The following is a 16,855-nucleotide window of genomic DNA, read 5'->3' on the forward strand; positions in this document are numbered from 1 at the left end:
TTTTAAATATGAAACTTCAGGTGCGTCATCTTTAAAGATATTAAGTTCAAATGACTTGTAGCCAGTCACATAAATTGTCTTTATCATAATTTAGCATCACTTCTTTGTATATAACTTAAATCGTATTGTACTGCCTTGACTTTTTCTGTAAATAATTTTCGGCTAGTTCTTTTAAAATGACATTCAACGGACAGTGATTCAATATTTGAAATAAGTAAATCAAATTTTTTCTTATTCATATAGGATAATCTTAGTATTTTAGGTTCGAAGGTGCTAAATGTTTCTAACAGATTATCTATGTGACTCGTAAATGGAACAACATCTTTGTAAAAGTCATAATCTATATCTTTCGATTTGACTGTTTCGTATCTATTTTGCATCTTTTGTACATCATTTAAGAGTTGGGTAATTAATTGTTGCATGAAGTTTCCTCCCACATATTAAATTTACCACAAATGAATTTGATAGTCATTTGAGAAACAACGAACTTACATTTATGTCATATTATAGGCTTATTTATAGGGAAATATTGTTTAATTGAGAAAAGCACGTTAAAATAAATATTGATGTATGTACAGATACATTGCTTTATATTTCATAGTTTGGAAAAAATGACTGTTTTCATGTATAATGGAAAAAGTTTTTGAAACCAAATTAAAGTGGTGAAAAACAATGAATTATCCAAATGGGAAACCATTTTACGGAAATAAGTCTCAAGTCGGACGAACTTATAAGGATGATAAGAGTAAAATAAATTATGGTGGCAGAGGAATGTCACTTGAGAGCGATATTGAATTATCTAATACGCACTATTTGAAACTTGGGCAAGCTGTTATACATAAAAAGCCCACCCCCGTTCAAATAGTTAACGTTCATTATCCTATGAGAAGTAAGGCGGTAATTAATGAGGCTTATTTCCGAACGCCTTCGACTACTGATTACAATGGTATTTATAAAGGGCACTATTTAGATTTTGAAGCGAAAGAAACTAAAAATAAAACTTCATTTCCATTGAATAATATGCATGAGCACCAAGTGATACACATGGATGCTTGTTATGATCAAGGAGGTATTGTTTTTTTATTAATTCGCTTTAAATTATTAGATGAAGTTTATTTATTGCCTTATTGCAAATTTAAATATTATTGGCATCGGTACAAAAAAGAAATTAAAAAGTCGATTACGGTTGAAGAAATTAGAAAAAATGGTTACTATATTCCTTATCAGTATCAACCAAGATTGAATTACCTCAAAGCAGTTGATAAGTTGATATTAGATGAAAGTGAGGACCGCGTATGACGGAGAAAAAAAGGACTTCTGATTCAAAAAAGAATGATAAGTCCGGAGAAAAAAAGAATAGGAATATAAAAAGAACGATTATTAAGATAATCGGATTTCTCATCATAGCCTTCATTGTTCTAGCATTAATCGGTATTTTGTTATTTGCATATTATGCTTGGAAAGCACCAGCATTTACAGAATCAAAATTACAAGATCCAATTCCTGCTAAAATATATGATAAAGATGGCGATTTGATTAAAACGATTGATAATGGGCAAAGACGCGAACATGTTGATTTAGATGAAGTACCTAAAAACATGAAGGCAGCTGTCTTGGCTACAGAAGATAATCGTTTCTATGACCATGGTGCACTTGACTATAAACGTTTGTTTGGTGCAGTGGCTAAAAACTTTACGGGAGGATTTGGTTCACAAGGTGCATCGACATTGACGCAACAGGTAGTTAAACGTTCATTTTTAACGGATCAAAAATCAATTGCCCGTAAAGCACAAGAAGCTTATCTATCATATAGACTTGAACAAGAATATAGTAAAGATGAAATATTTGAGATGTATTTAAATAAAATTTACTATTCTGACAGTGTTTATGGTGTGAAGGCTGCAGCTAAATATTATTTTGATAAAGATTTAAAAGATTTAAATTTAGCTGAATCGGCTTATCTTGCTGGTTTACCACAAGTTCCGAATACTTATAATATTTATGATCATCCAAAAGAAGCAGAATCACGTAAAGATACTGTTTTATACTTAATGGAATATCATAATCGTATTACTAAGAAGCAAAAAGAAGAAGCACAAAATACATCATTAGAAGATAATCTAGTAAAACGTGATTCGGAAGAACGTCAAGTTAGTGATAAAAGTTCAAATCCTGAATACGATTCTTATGTTAACTTCGTAAAATCTGAATTAATGAATAATAAAGCATTCAAAGGTAAAGATTTAGGAGAAGTTCTTAACAGTGGTGTTAAAATCTACACAAATATGGACAAAGACGTACAACAAACGCTTCAAGATCGTGTAGATAATGGTGGTTACTATAAAAACGAAGACCAACAAGTTGGTGCTTCTATCGTAGACAGTGAATCTGGCGGATTAGTGGCAATATCAGGTGGTAGAAACTATAAAGATATTGTTGATAGAAACTTAGCTACAGATGCACACCCTACTGGTTCATCATTAAAACCATTCTTAGCTTATGGCCCTGCTATAGAAAATATGAATTGGGCTACGAACCACGCAATTCAGGATGAAGAAGCATATCAAGTTGATGGTGTTACGTTTAGAAACTATGATACTAAAGGTCACGGCGAGGTTAAATTGTATGACGCTTTACGTCAAAGTTTCAACATTCCAGCATTAAAAGCATGGCAATCTTCAAAAGAGAACGCTGGAAATGACGCGCCAAAAGATTTCGCAAATAAAGTAGGCTTGGAATATGAAGGAGATATTGGACCTTCTGAAGTATTAGGTGGTTCATCATCAGAATTCTCTCCTACTCAATTAGCATCTGCTTTTGCATCAATTGCAAATGGTGGCGAATATAATAATGCACATTCTATTAAAAAAGTAGAAAAAGAAGATGGGGAAACAATTAATTACGATCATACAAGTAAGAAAGCAATGAAAGATTCCACTTCTTATATGCTAGCAGAAGTACTTAAAGGTACATTTGAAGCTTATGGTTCTGCATATGGCCACGGTATATCTGGTGTAAATGTTGCAGCAAAAACTGGTACAGGTACTTATGGTGATCAAACTTACCAACAATATGGTTTACCTGACGATGCTGCAAAAGATGTATGGATGAATGGTTTCACGCCAAAATACAGCATGTCTGTGTGGATGGGCTTCAAAGAAGTTAAACAAGGCGGCGTAAATTCATTTGTTGGTCATGACGAACAAGAATATCCACAATATTTATTCGAGGATGTAATGAGTAATATCTCACCAAGAGACGGCAAGGACTTTAGTAAACCTGACTCAGTAAATGGTGATAGTAAAGATAGCCTTTCTGTTGCAGGACATCCTGATGACAACAAAACAAGTAATAAGCCTCGAGGACAAGGTGGAAGCAGTAGTAGTAGTAGTAATAATAATAATAGCGGTGGTAGCAATAACAACAACAATAACAATAATGCATCATCAGCTAGCTCAAACGGTAATAATGCAAATAATTCTACTGGTTTATCAAGAGCACAATAATGTCCAAATAAATTTTTGAGCAAGTAACTAAGTGTTTAATAAACACTTGATTATCATCATTCTTTACTAACAAATAAACGCCAATTTCTATTGAAAATATATAGAAATTGGCGTTTTCTTTATTTTATAGAGTTTTCGTAACTAATTGAAGAATGATGGCTTTGTATGAGTGAGCAACTGACTATCAAGTATCGAGCTTCTGCTCATGCATAAAGCACCACTAACCCAACAAGTTGGGAAGTGGTTTTAAGGATTACCTGAGCTTCTGCTCATGCATAAGTCCCACTAACCCAACAAGTTGGGAAGTGGGACTTTAAGGTTTACCTTTGTTTTTTCTACGTATTTGATAGGATGCATTCATTTTTATTAATTCTGATTTGACTGTCTTCATTTGACTATAACCCATAAAATGGTATTTACGGGCAAGCATATATTGATAACGCTCTTTAAAATTCATTGGTACAACTGGATAATCGCTTAATTGTTCAAAATCAATCGTATGAATGTGATTGATTTGTTTAAAAAAAGTCTCAATCATATCAAAGTATTTATCAATTAATAACTTAGCTTCAGCAGAATTTAATTTCTTCTGTTTAGAAAATAAATCTATTTGTTCTTCTAATTGTTTAAACGCTTCTTTTGAAATCAATTGTGTCACACTTCTTTCAAACTGGCTTTATATCTTTTTTGCCCTTCCCTACATTCATTAAATAAGGGGCATATATCACATTTAGGGCTACGTGCTAAACAGTGATAGCGTCCGAAGAAAATAAGTTGATGATGTGTTTTATTCCAACGTTCTCTAGGTACGACTTTGCACAATTTATCTTCTACTTGTCTAACATTATCTTTCCACCTACAAATGCCTAAACGTTTAGCTACACGTTCTACATGAGTATCTACTGCAAGTGAAGGCTCATTAAAAGCAACACTCATCACTACGTTTGCTGTTTTACGCCCCACTCCAGCTAGACTTTCAAGTTCGGCATGTGTTTGCGGAATCACCCCGTCGAATTTATTTAGTAATGACGCACATAATTTTTGAATGTTTTTAGCTTTATTTCTGTATAAACCAATGGTACGCAGATCATTTTCTAATTCTGATATATCTACATTTAGATAGTCTTCAGGTGTTTTGTATTTTTTGAAAAGGTCTCTAGTGAGTTTATTTACAGAAACATCTGTAGTTTGTGCTGATAATAGTACCGCAATTGTTAGTTCAAATGGGTTATCATGTACGAGTTCACATTCAGCGTTTGGGAACATATTAGCAATAACATCGATCATTTCTAAAGCTTTTTTATTACTTATCATCTTGATTCTCCTCATTTAGCCAATCAAATTTAGGCACTTTTTTAACAGTGTGTTTCATTTTAGGTTGGTTAAACTGTTGACTTATTTTTTTGGAATCCTCAATGGTTTTTACATTATTTTTTTTCCAATTTAATAAAATTCGATCAATGTATTTAAAACTCATTTTGTTCTGACTTTGCGCTTCATCCAATGCTGCTTGAATCACACTTAAGTCGTGTTTATCTATGTCTAACCATTGGTTTAATGTTTCGATTTCATACGGTGATAATGGTCTACCAAAAGCTTGCTCAATCTGTTGGAAAAGTTTATTGAATTCAAGTTCAACTTGTTTTTGGTTACTATTATTTTTAACGTGTTGCATAATATCATTTAGTTTATGATAGAACTGATCGAGATTCATATATTCAGTGAATTTACCTTCTTCGTCTTTGTTAACATTTAACTCTAATAAATCACGTTGAATAAGATTTTGTATAATAGCAGTAATTTCTCTAGAATCTAGTGATGTGCCTTTTTGTAAAGATTCAATGGATGGTTGTTTATTGGTCGTTTCCGACGCGTAAATTAATTTTATTAAGATAACTAATTCACGCTCATTGATACCTAATTCATTATAATGATCTAGTAATTCTTTGCGAATTACAACAGGTCTAGTTTTAAGCATATCGATATTCAAAAGCACCCCTCCTTATCATGTGTAAATATTATAAAAAAGTCCAGCCGTAAAATAGACTGGACGTAGTTTAGGTAGTTTCTTGTATTGATAATATTATGGATATAGTCGATTTAATAAACGAGGGAATGGTGCAGTTTCACGAACATGCTCTACACCTGATAGCCATGCGACTGTTCTTTCTAGACCTAAACCGAATCCACTGTGAGGTACACTACCATAACGACGTAAATCTAAATAGTAACTATAACTTTCAGGGTCTAATTCAAATTCATCGATACGTTGTTCTAATAATGCAAGGTCATTGATACGTTCAGAACCACCGATTATTTCTCCATATCCTTCGGGTGCTATTAAATCTGCACACAACACTGTATCCTCATTATCTGGATTTGGTTGCATATAGAAAGGTTTGATTTTTGTTGGATAATTTGTAATAAATACAGGTAAATCGTAATGATTTGCAATTGCAGTTTCATGAGGCGCACCAAAGTCTTCTCCCCATTCGATATCATCAAAACCTTGTTCTTTCAAGAATTCAACTGCATCATCATATGTGATACGTGGGAAAGGCGTGGTAACTTTTTCAAGCTTTTCAGTGTCACGTTCTAAAATATTTAATTCTAATTTGCAATTTTCTAGTACTGATTTAACAACATGTGTCACATATTGTTCTTGAATTTCTAGGCTTTCGTTATGATCGCAAAACGCTTTTTCAGCCTCTATCATCCAAAATTCAATTAAATGACGGCGTGTTTTAGATTTTTCTGCACGGAATGTAGGTCCAAATGAAAATACTTTACCATGAGCCATTGCAGCTGCTTCTAAATAGAGTTGACCACTTTGAGATAAAAAAGCATCTTGATCAAAATATTTAGTATGGAATAGTTCACTTGTACCTTCTGGTGCACTAGCTGTTAAAATAGGTGGATCTATTTTGGTAAACCCAGTATTATTAAAGAATTCATATGTTGCACGAATAATTTCGTTTCTTATTTTCATAACTGCATGTTGTTTTTTTGAACGTAACCAAAGGTGACGATGATCCATTAAGAATTCTGTACCATGGTTTTTCGGTGTGATTGGGTAATCATGAGCTTCTGCAATGATTTCAATAGATTTTACTTGCATTTCATAGCCTAAATCAGAGCGATTATCTTCTGAAATGACGCCAGTAATATATAATGAAGTTTCTTGCGTAATATCTTTAGCTAACTGAAAAGTATCTTCATCTACATCAGCTTTTACTACGACACCTTGCATAAAGCCAGTACCATCTCTTAACTGCAAGAATGCAATTTTACCACTTGAACGTTTATTCGTTAACCAAGCACCTATCGTTACTTCTTGGTTAATGTAATGTTTTGCTTCTTTTATCGTTGTTTTCATAACCAAACTCCTAATATTTTTGTAGTCTTCTTTTATTAATCCTTATACATTTTAACAAAATCAAGGTACAACTTCTAGTTGCGCGTGTTACTTTTATGATGTATTGTCTCTTTTTTTATTTTTTTAAGTAAGCTTGAAAATTGTTTTATATCGCCTTTCTTTTGACGATAACTTTCTAATGATTGTTCAAAGAATTGTTTGTAATTACTTTTAATTAAACGATCATCAAATGATACGATGATACCTTTATCTTGCTCACTTCTAATAAGTCTGCCTAGTCCTTGCCTGAAACGAGTAACAGCATCAGGTAAAACGAAATCTTTAAATGTGGAAGTGAATTCAGATTCCATTAACCAATATTTCGTATTGTTATGATTCATAAAAGGTAATTTTGTAATCATTACACACTTGATACCATTTGATTGGAAATCAAAACCTTCAAAGAATGTGCTAGTCCCTAATAGAATGGCTTTAGAAAAACTATTAAATTGCTGTACAATTTTATAGTTTTGATTTTGTTGTTGTGTGAGTATTACGTAATCCTCAAACTCAGGTAATTCATTCAAGAGTTCTTGTACCATATGCATCATCTTATAACTAGTGAATAGAATTAAACATTTTGATTCAATAACTGTTGTATATTCTATGACATAATTGACAATAGAGCTCACATAGTCATCAATATTTTTATAATTATATGAAGCGACATCATTTGGTATAAATACAGTTGTCTGGTTTGAAGATACTGTTGCAGTATCAAGCTCATAAGTATTAAATATGATGTCCTTATTAAACCATTGCTTGAAATTTTCAAATGAGTGATTAAAAGTTAAGGTACCTGAAATAAATGTTAGTGCATTAAATTTATCTAACACTTGTTTTGTTAATATTTCTTTCACATCATAATCTTTTACATTTAATTTGATTGTAGATTTTTGGTTAATGTTTTTAATGGATAAATAACTAGTATGATTATTTTTTAAACTAGTTTCAATTGCTCTAAACTTATCATTAATATAAAGTAATTGTTTTCTTACTGTTTTAATTGTTTTATGGCTCATGCCGTTAAAGAATTCTAAGGTCATATTTAATTTATGAATGATGGCATGCAAATCATTTAAAATAGGTGTTACATCGAAATGATATACAAAATGAACTTTATGCACTTCATCATCATGTATTTCTGATTGTTGGATGCTATTAAACATCGTACTAAACAATTGTTCGTTTAAATCATGTATTTCATTGATATTTGTTTTAAGGCCAAAAACATCGATTGGTGGTATATCTAATTTTTCAAGTATACGTTGTTGTTCTAAATGGTCGATAGCGGCAAGTAGTTTATCGTTTTCAGTTTTACCAATTAGGCCTAATTGGTATTTGACATCAGAATAGCTTAATTCATTCGTAACTTGGTTTAATGCATAATCAGGTAACCTATGGGCTTCGTCAATGATACAATCATCAAATAATTGATAAATTGTATTGTCATGTGAAGCATGTATTAAATGAGCGTGATTTGTTATACCAATTTGTATATTTTTTGCGTTGCGCTTAATAAAATTAAAATAATTAATGTCATTACGCACTGGAACATAAGTTTCTAACTTTTGTTCATAATACATTTTCTGTCCGCCTTTTAAATCTAACTCTTGTATATCTCCAGTATGTGTTTCTGTAATCCAAATCAATAATTGCATTTTCAAAATGCTAACTTCGTAATTATTAGATTCATCTTTCAAAATTTGACTGATTAATCCTAACGAAATATAATCTCGTTTACTTTTGATTAAAGATGCATTTATTTTAAAATTCAATGCTGATTTTAATGCAGGTATATCTTTTTCCAACAACTGATTTTGTAATAATTTTGTATTTGTAGAAATCATTACATGTTTTCCTGTTTGTATGTTATACATTAGTGAAGCTAATAAATATGAAAATGATTTACCACTCCCTAAAGGCGCTTCAATCATAGCTTTCTCACTATGCATCAACTGTTCTAAGATAATTTCAGCTAAATATAATTGTTGAGGTCTATATGTTAAATTTAATTTTTCAGTAATGTCTGTATATAGGTCTTTTAAAGTTCCGTCAAAGTTTACTGTGGGCGCTTTAAAATCTCTTTGCTTTTTATAAATAATCTGTTCAAATTGTTCGAAATCTTCACTTAGTTGTTCATGGTTATGGTTTCGAGCCATTTCAAAAAGAATATCATGTAAATCATATTTTAAATTTTTACTTAAATAATAAAGTTGTTTTAAAGTATCTAAATGTAGTGCTTCGAATTTATTGAAAGCAAGTATCATAAGTTGTGCAGTCGTTGCAGCATCTTCATCCGCACGGTGGGCATTATTTAATGTAATACCATGTGCTTCTGCTAATTCACTTAATTGATAACTTTTATCTGTTGGGAAAGCAACTTTAAACAATTCTAATGTATCTAATACTTTTTTGGGTCTATATCTGATATTACATTTTTTAAATGATTTTTTTATGAAATTTAAATCAAAAGTTACATTATGTGCGACAAAGATACAGCCTTCAAGTTGTTTGTATATATCGTCAGCAATTTCATGGAAATATGGTGATTGCTTTAGCATTTCATCTTCAATTGAGGTTAATGCTTGAATAAAAGGAGGAATTTCTAAATCTGTTTTTACCATAGAGTGATAGGTGCCAATTATTTTATTATCGCGGACGAAAGTAATACCAATTTGAATAATTTCATCGTAGTCTAATTGGTTGCCTGTTGTTTCTAAATCAACAACAGCGTAGCAAGGCTGTGTCATTTTCATTCCTCCTTTTCTTATAAATTTATAGTTCTATATCTGCACTCATGAGTTTGTGTTGTGTCTGTTGCTCATCAATGACAATTAGATAACCATGCTCATCAATATCTATAGCTTCACCTTGAAATTGTTGACCATTTTCAGTGAATTTTAAAGTTCTATTCCAAATATTTGAAGCTTCAATGTATTCATGTCGTATCGTGGAAAACGGCTGGCTTAAAAATTGATGATAACGTCTTTCAATCTGATTTATTAATTGCTCTAATAAATGATAACGATGTATTTTTTGGTTAGCATGTATTCTCAAGCTCGTGGCCTTTGATTGCAACTCACCATGAAAATCTTCAGGCAAGTGATTCATATTTATGCCAATACCGCATATCACCGCTTCTATACCATCACTATTAGCTACCATTTCAGTCAAAAATCCACAAGCTTTTTTTCCATCAATATAGATATCGTTTGGCCATTTAATCGTTACTTTCTCATTACTAAATTGTTGCATTGTATCTCTGATACCTAATGCCATAAACAAGTTAAACTTTGTTATCATTTCAAATGGGACATTTGGACGTAACACAAGAGACATCCATAATCCTTTGCCACGTGATGAATCCCATGGTCTATTGAAGCGCCCTTTTCCTTTCGTTTGCTCATCACTTAAAATTAAAAAGGTGTTTGAGTTTCCAACTAATTTTTGTTTGGCGAGTAACTGTGTGGAATCAACTTGCGCTTTGACCTCTACATGATCAAACATTTTTTGTTCATCGATTAAAGGTTCTACAATCCCACTATACCATTTATCAGGTAGTTCAATTAAGCGATGTCCTTTATGGTTAATTGATTCAATTTCACACCCTTCTTGCTTAAGTTGATCAATTACTTTTTTGACTGCTGTTCGAGAAATTGAAAGATGTTCTGCAATAAACTGTCCAGAAATATATTCTGACTGGTTTGTATATAAGATTTGAATAACATCTTTACTGTATTTCGACATGTGACTTCACCCACCTAATGATTTCTGGTTTAATATTTTGAACATCTCTATTGATAATAGCAATCTCAATATCTCTCAATAGTGTTTTTAGCCAAGGACCGCTTTGCTTATTAACTGCCTCAAGGATATCTTTACCATTAATATCAATATCCTTTCTTGAGTGAATAGGTAACTTTTTAGATTCTTCTTTTACAGATTGTATATTTATAATAAGCGGTGAAAAAGAAGGTAAATGGTTTTTAATATGTAAATCTATGAAATTTAATATTAATAGTATATCTTGTTCACCATAATCATAAAGAAGTATTTTAAAGTCTGATTTAGATTTAATATTGGGTAATTGATTAAGTAGTCGTTCTAATTTACCTATATCCTTTTTTTCATTATTACTAATTTTTAAATCATTAAGAGTACCATTTACTAAAGGTTGTTGTGCTTTCAATAAAGCTACAAATAAAGTGAACGGAATGGCTTCATCTAAAATAAAATCATTTAGTTTATAATGTTTGAAAAAAGGAATGTAATTAAATGCATTCAAGTACTGTAAGTTTTCAAAACTATGGGCTACATACTTACCAGAAGTGAGTTTTTTTAGTTCAACCACAATTCGTTCAATTGATAAATATTTAATATCATGGATATGTGATTTCATACCATAAAAAGTTTCATTTTCTAATGCAAATCCTAATTGTGCTTGAAAACGTAGACCTCGAATAATCCTTAACGCGTCTTCGTTAAAACGTTCATGCGCATTGCCTACGGTTCTAATTATGTGATTTTCAATATCTTGTTGACCATTGAAGTAGTCGTGAATATGAAAATCGGCGTCCATAGCTATTGCATTCATTGTGAAATCACGTCTTTTAACATCCTCATATAATTCACGCACAAAAAAGACTTCGTTAGGTCTTCGATGATCATCATAATCACCTTCTGCACGAAATGTTGTTACTTCATAGTGTTCGCCATTATAGACAACATTGACTGTGCCATGTTCTCTACCTATAGGAATTGTCTTTTCGAAAATAGCTTCTACTTCTTCAGGCGTTGCACTCGTAGTAATATCAATATCGTGTATTGTTTTATGCATTAGATAATCTCTCACAGAACCCCCAACAAAAAATGCTTGGTAATGGTTAGATTGTAAAGTTTTTAATATTGGTTTTGCTTGTTCGAATAAAGTTTTAGTCATGATTACCCTCTAACATTTTTTTATAATAATATTCATATTGGTCTGCAATTAAATCTGAAGAAAAACGTTCAGCAACATCATCCAACATTTGCTGCTGCATTTTTTTATAAAGTTCATCATTTGTCAACAATTGTAACGCATACGTACTGGCTGTATCACTATCACCAATATTTACTATAAAACCTGTTTCGTTATGTTTAATTACTTCTTTGATACCTCCAGCAGTAGAGCCAATTGGAAGTACACCTGATTTCATTGCTTCTAACAATGTGAGACCAAAGCTTTCCTTCTCACTTAATAATAATACTAAATCTGATATTTGATAAAATTCACTCACCCAATTTTGTTTACCTAAAAATAACACAGCATCTTCAATGTCTAATTCACGTGCTTTTGCTTTCATATCCATTAATTGAGGTCCATCACCTAATAAAATAAGTTTTGATGGTAATTTTTGGTGTATCTTTGCGAAAGTTTCAATGACTGTATCAATTCGTTTGACAGCTCTAAAATTAGAAACGTGAATAATCACTTTTTCTTCAGGTTCTATCCCGTAACAAGCTTTTAATTTGATATCAGATTCAGTTGGCATTGAATGTTTTGTAGGGAATTCATTTTCTCTAACGAAATTATAAATTGGAATGATTGTTTTATCTGTTTCAATAATATCAGTCGTTTGTTCTGCAAGTGATTTACTGACGCTTGTCACTACATCGCTACCTTCTATACCAAATTTAATCGCATTTTTTAATGAGTGATCATATCCCAATACTGTAATATCAGTGCCATGTAGGGTAGTCATTATTTTAATGTCTTTACCAGACATGTGTTTTGCTAATATACCGCAAACAGCATGCGGTACGGCATAATGCATATGTAATAAATCTAGGTCATACTCATTGATTACTTCAGCAATCTTGGTACTTAAGGTAATATCGTAAGGCGCATATTGGAATACAGCATATTGATTCACTTCAACTTGATGAAATGTAATATTAGGTAAAGGTTTTCTAATTCTAAAAGGTATATTCGATGTTATAAAATGGATATCATGTCCTCTTTCTGCTAATTTGATACCCAACTCAGTGGCGATAATTCCAGAACCACCCATAGAAGGGTAACATGTAATTCCTATTTTCATAGGTGGCACATCCTTTCTTAAACAATATCAATCTATTTTCTTTCAAAACGATTTTTATCTCGTGTATTAAACTTATCCATTGTTTCGTTAAAACTTTCAGTCATATCTATATCTAAGGAATTAGCTATACATAGTAACACGAATAAATTATCTCCAAGTTCTGCCTTTACCGTGTTTGCAGCTTCACTATCTTTTTTCTTTTTTTCTCCATAAAAATGATTGATTTCTCTTGATAACTCTCCTACTTCTTCTGATAACCTTGCGAGATTTGCTAGAGGTGAAAAGTAGCCAGTTTTAAATTGGTTTATATAGTCATCTACTTCGATTTGCATGTCTTTCATCGATTTCATGATAAACGCCTCTCATTCTATCAGTTTCTTTTATAGTATAGACTAATTCTATGATTCATGCATTATTCCTGCAACCTTTATACACTATTCAATATGAATTAAGTAGTTAAATTAAATGATAATATGATGTGCTGAGGTATAACAATAATAGATGTAAAGGAAGTCACCATCTTAAATCTATATTTTAAAAAATAATAATTGTATACATAAAAAAAGAGATTGGGCAAAATGATTGCCTCAACCTCTTATCCTAATTTTATCAACCTAAGCGTTGTTAAACAGTGAAATAAATTTAAATAATTTATATTTCTATCTCATTTGCATGGCTAAATTATTCACTTGATCTAGCAATTAAAATGAAACGTGCAAGTTCTGCTAATGCTACAGCAGTTGATGCAACATAAGTCATTGCAGCAGCCGATAATACTTTTTTTGCATGGCGATATTCTTTTTCATTAACAATATCTAAGCTTTTAATTTGTTTCATTGCTCTACTACTAGCATCAAATTCGACTGGCAAGGTAACAATTGAGAACAATACTGCGAATGACATTAACGCAATACCTATCCAAAGTGCAGTTGAACCCAATGTACTCTGTAAACTCGTTAACACAATACCAGCAAACACTGCCATGTAACCTAAAGAACTACCAATATTTGCTAAAGGTACTAATGAAGTTCTAAATCTTAAGAAGAAATATCCTTGGGCATGCTGTATAGCATGCCCTACTTCATGGGCTGCAATTGCTGTACCAGCAACTGAAGGTCTATTGAAGTTTGCTGGTGATAAGACAAGAACTTTTTTACTAGGATCATAGTGATCTGTTAGAAATCCTTTACCTTCGACAACATCTACATCATAAATTCCATTTGAATGGAGTATTTCAAGCGCTACTTCACGCCCTGTTTTCCCACTAGTTGATCTCACTTGAGAATACTTTTCATAGTTAGATTTAACCTTGTGTTGTGCCCATAGAGGCAGAACCATTAAAATAACAAAGTATATAATCATATAAATAAAAGACAAAAATCCTCACTCCTTTATAAACATTTTACTGTGGACGTTAATAATGGTCAAATATTTTATCTTTTTTAAATAGAGTTAAACTTAAATATAAAACTAAAGGTATAACGCTTAACCAGAATGCTAAGTATGCAATTGCTTCAATGTGACTTGCAATAAAATCATAAAAAGGATATTGCATAAATACATAATCGATAATGTCATTATGAAACACCCATATCATCGCTACGAAAAAGGCAGAAATCGTCACTTTAAATCTTGGATAAAAAATAAAACCTTCAATTGCCATAATGCCGTGAGAAAGTATCAACATACAACCTGTAATTGTAATCATATCGTATTGAATAAAAAGAATGATATTCATAATTACAGCCCATACTCCATACTTGATTAATGTGACAAAAGCGAGTGCTTCGATGATTGGTAAGTTCTTGTTAACAATCAACCCTAGAATAGCAATACATAAAAATAATGATGCAGTTGGGCTATCAGGTACAAATGGCATAAATTGCCAAGGTGTAGCACTCATTTGTGAACCGTACCAAATATACCCGTAAACTGTGCCTAATAAATTACATATTAATAAGAAATACAGCGTACCTTTATTAAAAATGATAAGTTGCCATAGTGAGTAAATGTTCATATAGTCAATCCTTCGATAATGTATTAAGATTCCTCAACTTAAATGTATTTAGGATTTGAGATAATTGATAAAATAAAGCTCTATCCTGAAGTTGCAGACTTAAGTCAATATTGTCTTGTAAATATTTGATAATAGATGATTCACTTTGTTTTGATAATGGCAAACCATATATATCTTGAATATATACGGCATAATATGGAGAGTGAAGTAATTGTGTTAACAATAAATCGTCTAATTTCGTATCTCTAGAATCTTCTTTATTTAAATATAATTTGATATCAAAAAAGATATTTTGATTTGCGATATAGTCAAATATTTTTTCATTATTAATATATTGTTGATCCTCTACTATAAGTTTTATGGCGATGTTGTCTGTATTCACAGTTGCAATTTCTAAAGTGTTATGACTGGGAATTTGCTCATCTACAAAGTATATTTTTTGTAAAAGTTCAGGTGAGGATTTTATCAAATTTAATACCCATACACTAATTCGAGATTTAAAACGATACTGAAATAATACGTATTCTATAAAACTTGCTTTTAATTGTTGTAAGGTATCAGTCAATATACTCACCTTCTTTACTTTTTAGAATGATTGCAATCTTTCAGCTTCATCATGCCAAGTTTCGTTCGATGGGTCTATTTCTAGCAATTGCTTTAAGATTTGTTGTGCTTGTTCTATATAACCTATTTCAACTAAATAGAAATAATAATCACTTAAAAATGCTGATTGCGTTCTCATGGTTGGATAGGCTAATTCAAAGAAATGTTGTGCTTCTTTATCTCGCTCTTCTTGACCTAAAGCATGTGCTACATGCCACATAAATACGGGATCTAAATCTTCTTCATCTACATATTGTAATAAGCTAATAATTGAATCGTAATCTTCTTCTTGTCTAAAGAAATCACTCAAGATTAAAAGTGGTTCTTGATAAGCATTATCTACGTCTAAGGCTTGTAGTAACAATTGTACACCTTCATTAGCATCTCCGTGTTCTATTTGAATACTACCTGTTGATACCATTAATTCTTTATAAAATTGACTCAAGCGCAACCCTTCTTTACCAATTTCAATGGCATCTGCATGATTATGCTCGTTTTCATATAATTGTTGTAGATAAAAGTAGCCCTGTAGGAAGTCTGGATCTTTTGATAATAGTGTTTGCACTAATTTGATAGCTTCCTGTGTTAAGTCATTTTTTTCATAAGCAATGGCTTTTTTGAAGTATATTTCTGAATCCATTTCATCTTCGCTGATTTCATTGAACATTGTGATGGCATCACTATAATTTCCACTTTGTAAGCTACAATCAGCTAAACGTGAGAATAAATTAACATTATTGATTTGATATTCTCCCGTTTCTAATACCGTTTCATATTCCGAAGAAGCACGTAAATATTGACCATCAAAGTAAAGTAATTCTGCCAATGCGAAGTGTATGATTGGGTCATTTGGTTCGATATCAATAGCTTCTACTAATTTATCTATAGCCACTTCAAGCATATTTAATTGTTGGTATAAATCTGCTTCTAGCATCAAACGTTCTGTAGATAGTTCAACAGTGCTTAAATATTCTAATGCTTCATCCGTTTGATCTTCCGCAATCAGTCCTTCAATGAAATAAATTAACAGTTCACTTTCATCTGGGTATTTGTGATAAAGTGTACGAAATACTTCAAGACCTTGTGGCATTAGTCCATAGTTATATAATGTTTCACCGAGTATAAAGAGCGCATCGTCTTTTGGAGAACTTAGCGCGTCATTTACCCGTGTATCTAAGTTATCTAGTTTTTGTAAGTTGATATCATCTATAAGTTTATAGATATCTTCCAT

Annotated in this window: 17 protein-coding genes; 2 read left to right on the forward strand and 15 right to left on the reverse strand. The window is 31.7% G+C overall.

Annotated elements, in window-relative coordinates; translation table 11 throughout:
• The coding region (locus CD150_RS13720) for an SLOG family protein (RefSeq protein WP_240621215.1) at nucleotides 1-87 on the reverse strand (87 nt) is incomplete at its 3' end.
• A complete protein-coding gene (locus CD150_RS07640; protein ID WP_073342069.1) occupies nucleotides 84-422 on the reverse strand; it encodes a DUF1798 family protein in 339 nt (112 codons plus the stop codon). The genes CD150_RS13720 and CD150_RS07640, both read right to left, overlap by 4 nt.
• Before the next feature lie 250 nt (nucleotides 423-672).
• On the opposite strand from CD150_RS07640, the gene recU reads away from it, so the two are divergent.
• The gene (gene recU / locus CD150_RS07645) at nucleotides 673-1,299 is read left to right on the forward strand and encodes a Holliday junction resolvase RecU (RefSeq protein ID WP_046208244.1); all 627 of its coding nucleotides are present in this window, start codon (nucleotides 673-675) and stop codon (nucleotides 1,297-1,299) included.
• A complete protein-coding gene (locus CD150_RS07650; protein ID WP_103161466.1) occupies nucleotides 1,296-3,506 on the forward strand; it encodes a transglycosylase domain-containing protein in 2,211 nt (736 codons plus the stop codon). The genes recU and CD150_RS07650 overlap by 4 nt, the downstream gene beginning before the upstream one ends.
• 313 nt (nucleotides 3,507-3,819) lie before the next feature.
• Here CD150_RS07650 and CD150_RS07655 read toward each other — a convergent pair whose 3' ends face one another.
• From CD150_RS07655 to CD150_RS07715, 13 genes are all read right to left on the reverse strand, one after another.
• Nucleotides 3,820-4,155, reverse strand: a complete 336-nt coding sequence (locus CD150_RS07655) for a YpoC family protein (protein ID WP_073342063.1) — start codon at nucleotides 4,153-4,155, stop codon at nucleotides 3,820-3,822.
• 5 nt (nucleotides 4,156-4,160) lie between these two features.
• Nucleotides 4,161-4,820: an endonuclease III gene (gene nth / locus CD150_RS07660; RefSeq protein WP_073342060.1), complete on the reverse strand. Its 660-nt coding sequence runs from the start codon at nucleotides 4,818-4,820 to the stop codon at nucleotides 4,161-4,163.
• Nucleotides 4,810-5,484, reverse strand: a complete 675-nt coding sequence (locus CD150_RS07665) for a DnaD domain-containing protein (RefSeq protein ID WP_397610338.1) — start codon at nucleotides 5,482-5,484, stop codon at nucleotides 4,810-4,812. Before CD150_RS07665 ends, nth begins: the two co-directional genes overlap by 11 nt.
• A gap of 105 nt (nucleotides 5,485-5,589) precedes the next feature.
• The gene (asnS, locus tag CD150_RS07670; RefSeq protein ID WP_046208240.1) at nucleotides 5,590-6,882 is read right to left on the reverse strand and encodes an asparagine--tRNA ligase; all 1,293 of its coding nucleotides are present in this window, start codon (nucleotides 6,880-6,882) and stop codon (nucleotides 5,590-5,592) included.
• A 74-nt stretch (nucleotides 6,883-6,956) separates the two neighbouring features.
• Complete coding sequence (locus tag CD150_RS07675) at nucleotides 6,957-9,674, reverse strand: helicase C-terminal domain-containing protein (RefSeq protein ID WP_103161467.1); 2,718 nt, start codon at nucleotides 9,672-9,674, stop codon at nucleotides 6,957-6,959.
• 25 nt (nucleotides 9,675-9,699) lie between these two features.
• A complete protein-coding gene (locus CD150_RS07680; protein WP_073342051.1) occupies nucleotides 9,700-10,671 on the reverse strand; it encodes a biotin--[acetyl-CoA-carboxylase] ligase in 972 nt (323 codons plus the stop codon).
• Complete coding sequence (locus tag CD150_RS07685; protein ID WP_073342048.1) at nucleotides 10,655-11,863, reverse strand: CCA tRNA nucleotidyltransferase; 1,209 nt, start codon at nucleotides 11,861-11,863, stop codon at nucleotides 10,655-10,657. Before CD150_RS07685 ends, CD150_RS07680 begins: the two co-directional genes overlap by 17 nt.
• Nucleotides 11,856-13,004, reverse strand: a complete 1,149-nt coding sequence (gene bshA, locus CD150_RS07690; protein WP_073342045.1) for an N-acetyl-alpha-D-glucosaminyl L-malate synthase BshA — start codon at nucleotides 13,002-13,004, stop codon at nucleotides 11,856-11,858. Before bshA ends, CD150_RS07685 begins: the two co-directional genes overlap by 8 nt.
• 32 nt (nucleotides 13,005-13,036) lie before the next feature.
• Nucleotides 13,037-13,354, reverse strand: coding sequence for a nucleotide pyrophosphohydrolase (locus tag CD150_RS07695; protein WP_019468926.1), 318 nt, complete (start codon nucleotides 13,352-13,354; stop codon nucleotides 13,037-13,039).
• 331 nt (nucleotides 13,355-13,685) lie between these two features.
• The gene (locus tag CD150_RS07700; protein WP_046208235.1) at nucleotides 13,686-14,381 is read right to left on the reverse strand and encodes a zinc metallopeptidase; all 696 of its coding nucleotides are present in this window, start codon (nucleotides 14,379-14,381) and stop codon (nucleotides 13,686-13,688) included.
• Between the two features lie 37 nt (nucleotides 14,382-14,418).
• Entirely contained in the window at nucleotides 14,419-15,021 is a 603-nt protein-coding gene (locus CD150_RS07705) for a DUF1405 domain-containing protein (RefSeq protein WP_073342043.1), read from the reverse strand.
• Nucleotides 15,022-15,025: 4 nt separating this feature from the next.
• Complete coding sequence (locus CD150_RS07710) at nucleotides 15,026-15,586, reverse strand: YpiB family protein (RefSeq protein WP_073342041.1); 561 nt, start codon at nucleotides 15,584-15,586, stop codon at nucleotides 15,026-15,028.
• 21 nt (nucleotides 15,587-15,607) lie between these two features.
• Complete coding sequence (locus tag CD150_RS07715) at nucleotides 15,608-16,855, reverse strand: tetratricopeptide repeat protein (RefSeq protein ID WP_046208232.1); 1,248 nt, start codon at nucleotides 16,853-16,855, stop codon at nucleotides 15,608-15,610.

Origin of the sequence: Staphylococcus ureilyticus, from assembly GCF_002902235.1 — a bacterium.
Classification (GTDB): domain Bacteria; phylum Bacillota; class Bacilli; order Staphylococcales; family Staphylococcaceae; genus Staphylococcus; species Staphylococcus ureilyticus.

What these genes read in the sequence shown, in the direction of transcription:
- CD150_RS07715 (WP_046208232.1), bottom strand. Translation starts at nt 16,855, where the DNA reads ATGGAAGATATCTATAAACTTATAGATGATATCAACTTACAAAAACTA.
- CD150_RS07675 (WP_103161467.1), bottom strand. Translation starts at nt 9,674, where the DNA reads ATGACACAGCCTTGCTACGCTGTTGTTGATTTAGAAACAACAGGCAAC.
- CD150_RS07640 (WP_073342069.1), bottom strand. Translation starts at nt 422, where the DNA reads ATGCAACAATTAATTACCCAACTCTTAAATGATGTACAAAAGATGCAA.
- bshA (WP_073342045.1), bottom strand. Translation starts at nt 13,004, where the DNA reads ATGAAAATAGGAATTACATGTTACCCTTCTATGGGTGGTTCTGGAATT.
- CD150_RS07650 (WP_103161466.1), top strand. Translation starts at nt 1,296, where the DNA reads ATGACGGAGAAAAAAAGGACTTCTGATTCAAAAAAGAATGATAAGTCC.
- CD150_RS07685 (WP_073342048.1), bottom strand. Translation starts at nt 11,863, where the DNA reads ATGACTAAAACTTTATTCGAACAAGCAAAACCAATATTAAAAACTTTA.
- CD150_RS07665 (WP_397610338.1), bottom strand. Translation starts at nt 5,484, where the DNA reads ATGCTTAAAACTAGACCTGTTGTAATTCGCAAAGAATTACTAGATCAT.
- CD150_RS07680 (WP_073342051.1), bottom strand. Translation starts at nt 10,671, where the DNA reads ATGTCGAAATACAGTAAAGATGTTATTCAAATCTTATATACAAACCAG.
- CD150_RS07705 (WP_073342043.1), bottom strand. Translation starts at nt 15,021, where the DNA reads ATGAACATTTACTCACTATGGCAACTTATCATTTTTAATAAAGGTACG.
- asnS (WP_046208240.1), bottom strand. Translation starts at nt 6,882, where the DNA reads ATGAAAACAACGATAAAAGAAGCAAAACATTACATTAACCAAGAAGTA.
- recU (WP_046208244.1), top strand. Translation starts at nt 673, where the DNA reads ATGAATTATCCAAATGGGAAACCATTTTACGGAAATAAGTCTCAAGTC.
- nth (WP_073342060.1), bottom strand. Translation starts at nt 4,820, where the DNA reads ATGATAAGTAATAAAAAAGCTTTAGAAATGATCGATGTTATTGCTAAT.
- CD150_RS07695 (WP_019468926.1), bottom strand. Translation starts at nt 13,354, where the DNA reads ATGAAATCGATGAAAGACATGCAAATCGAAGTAGATGACTATATAAAC.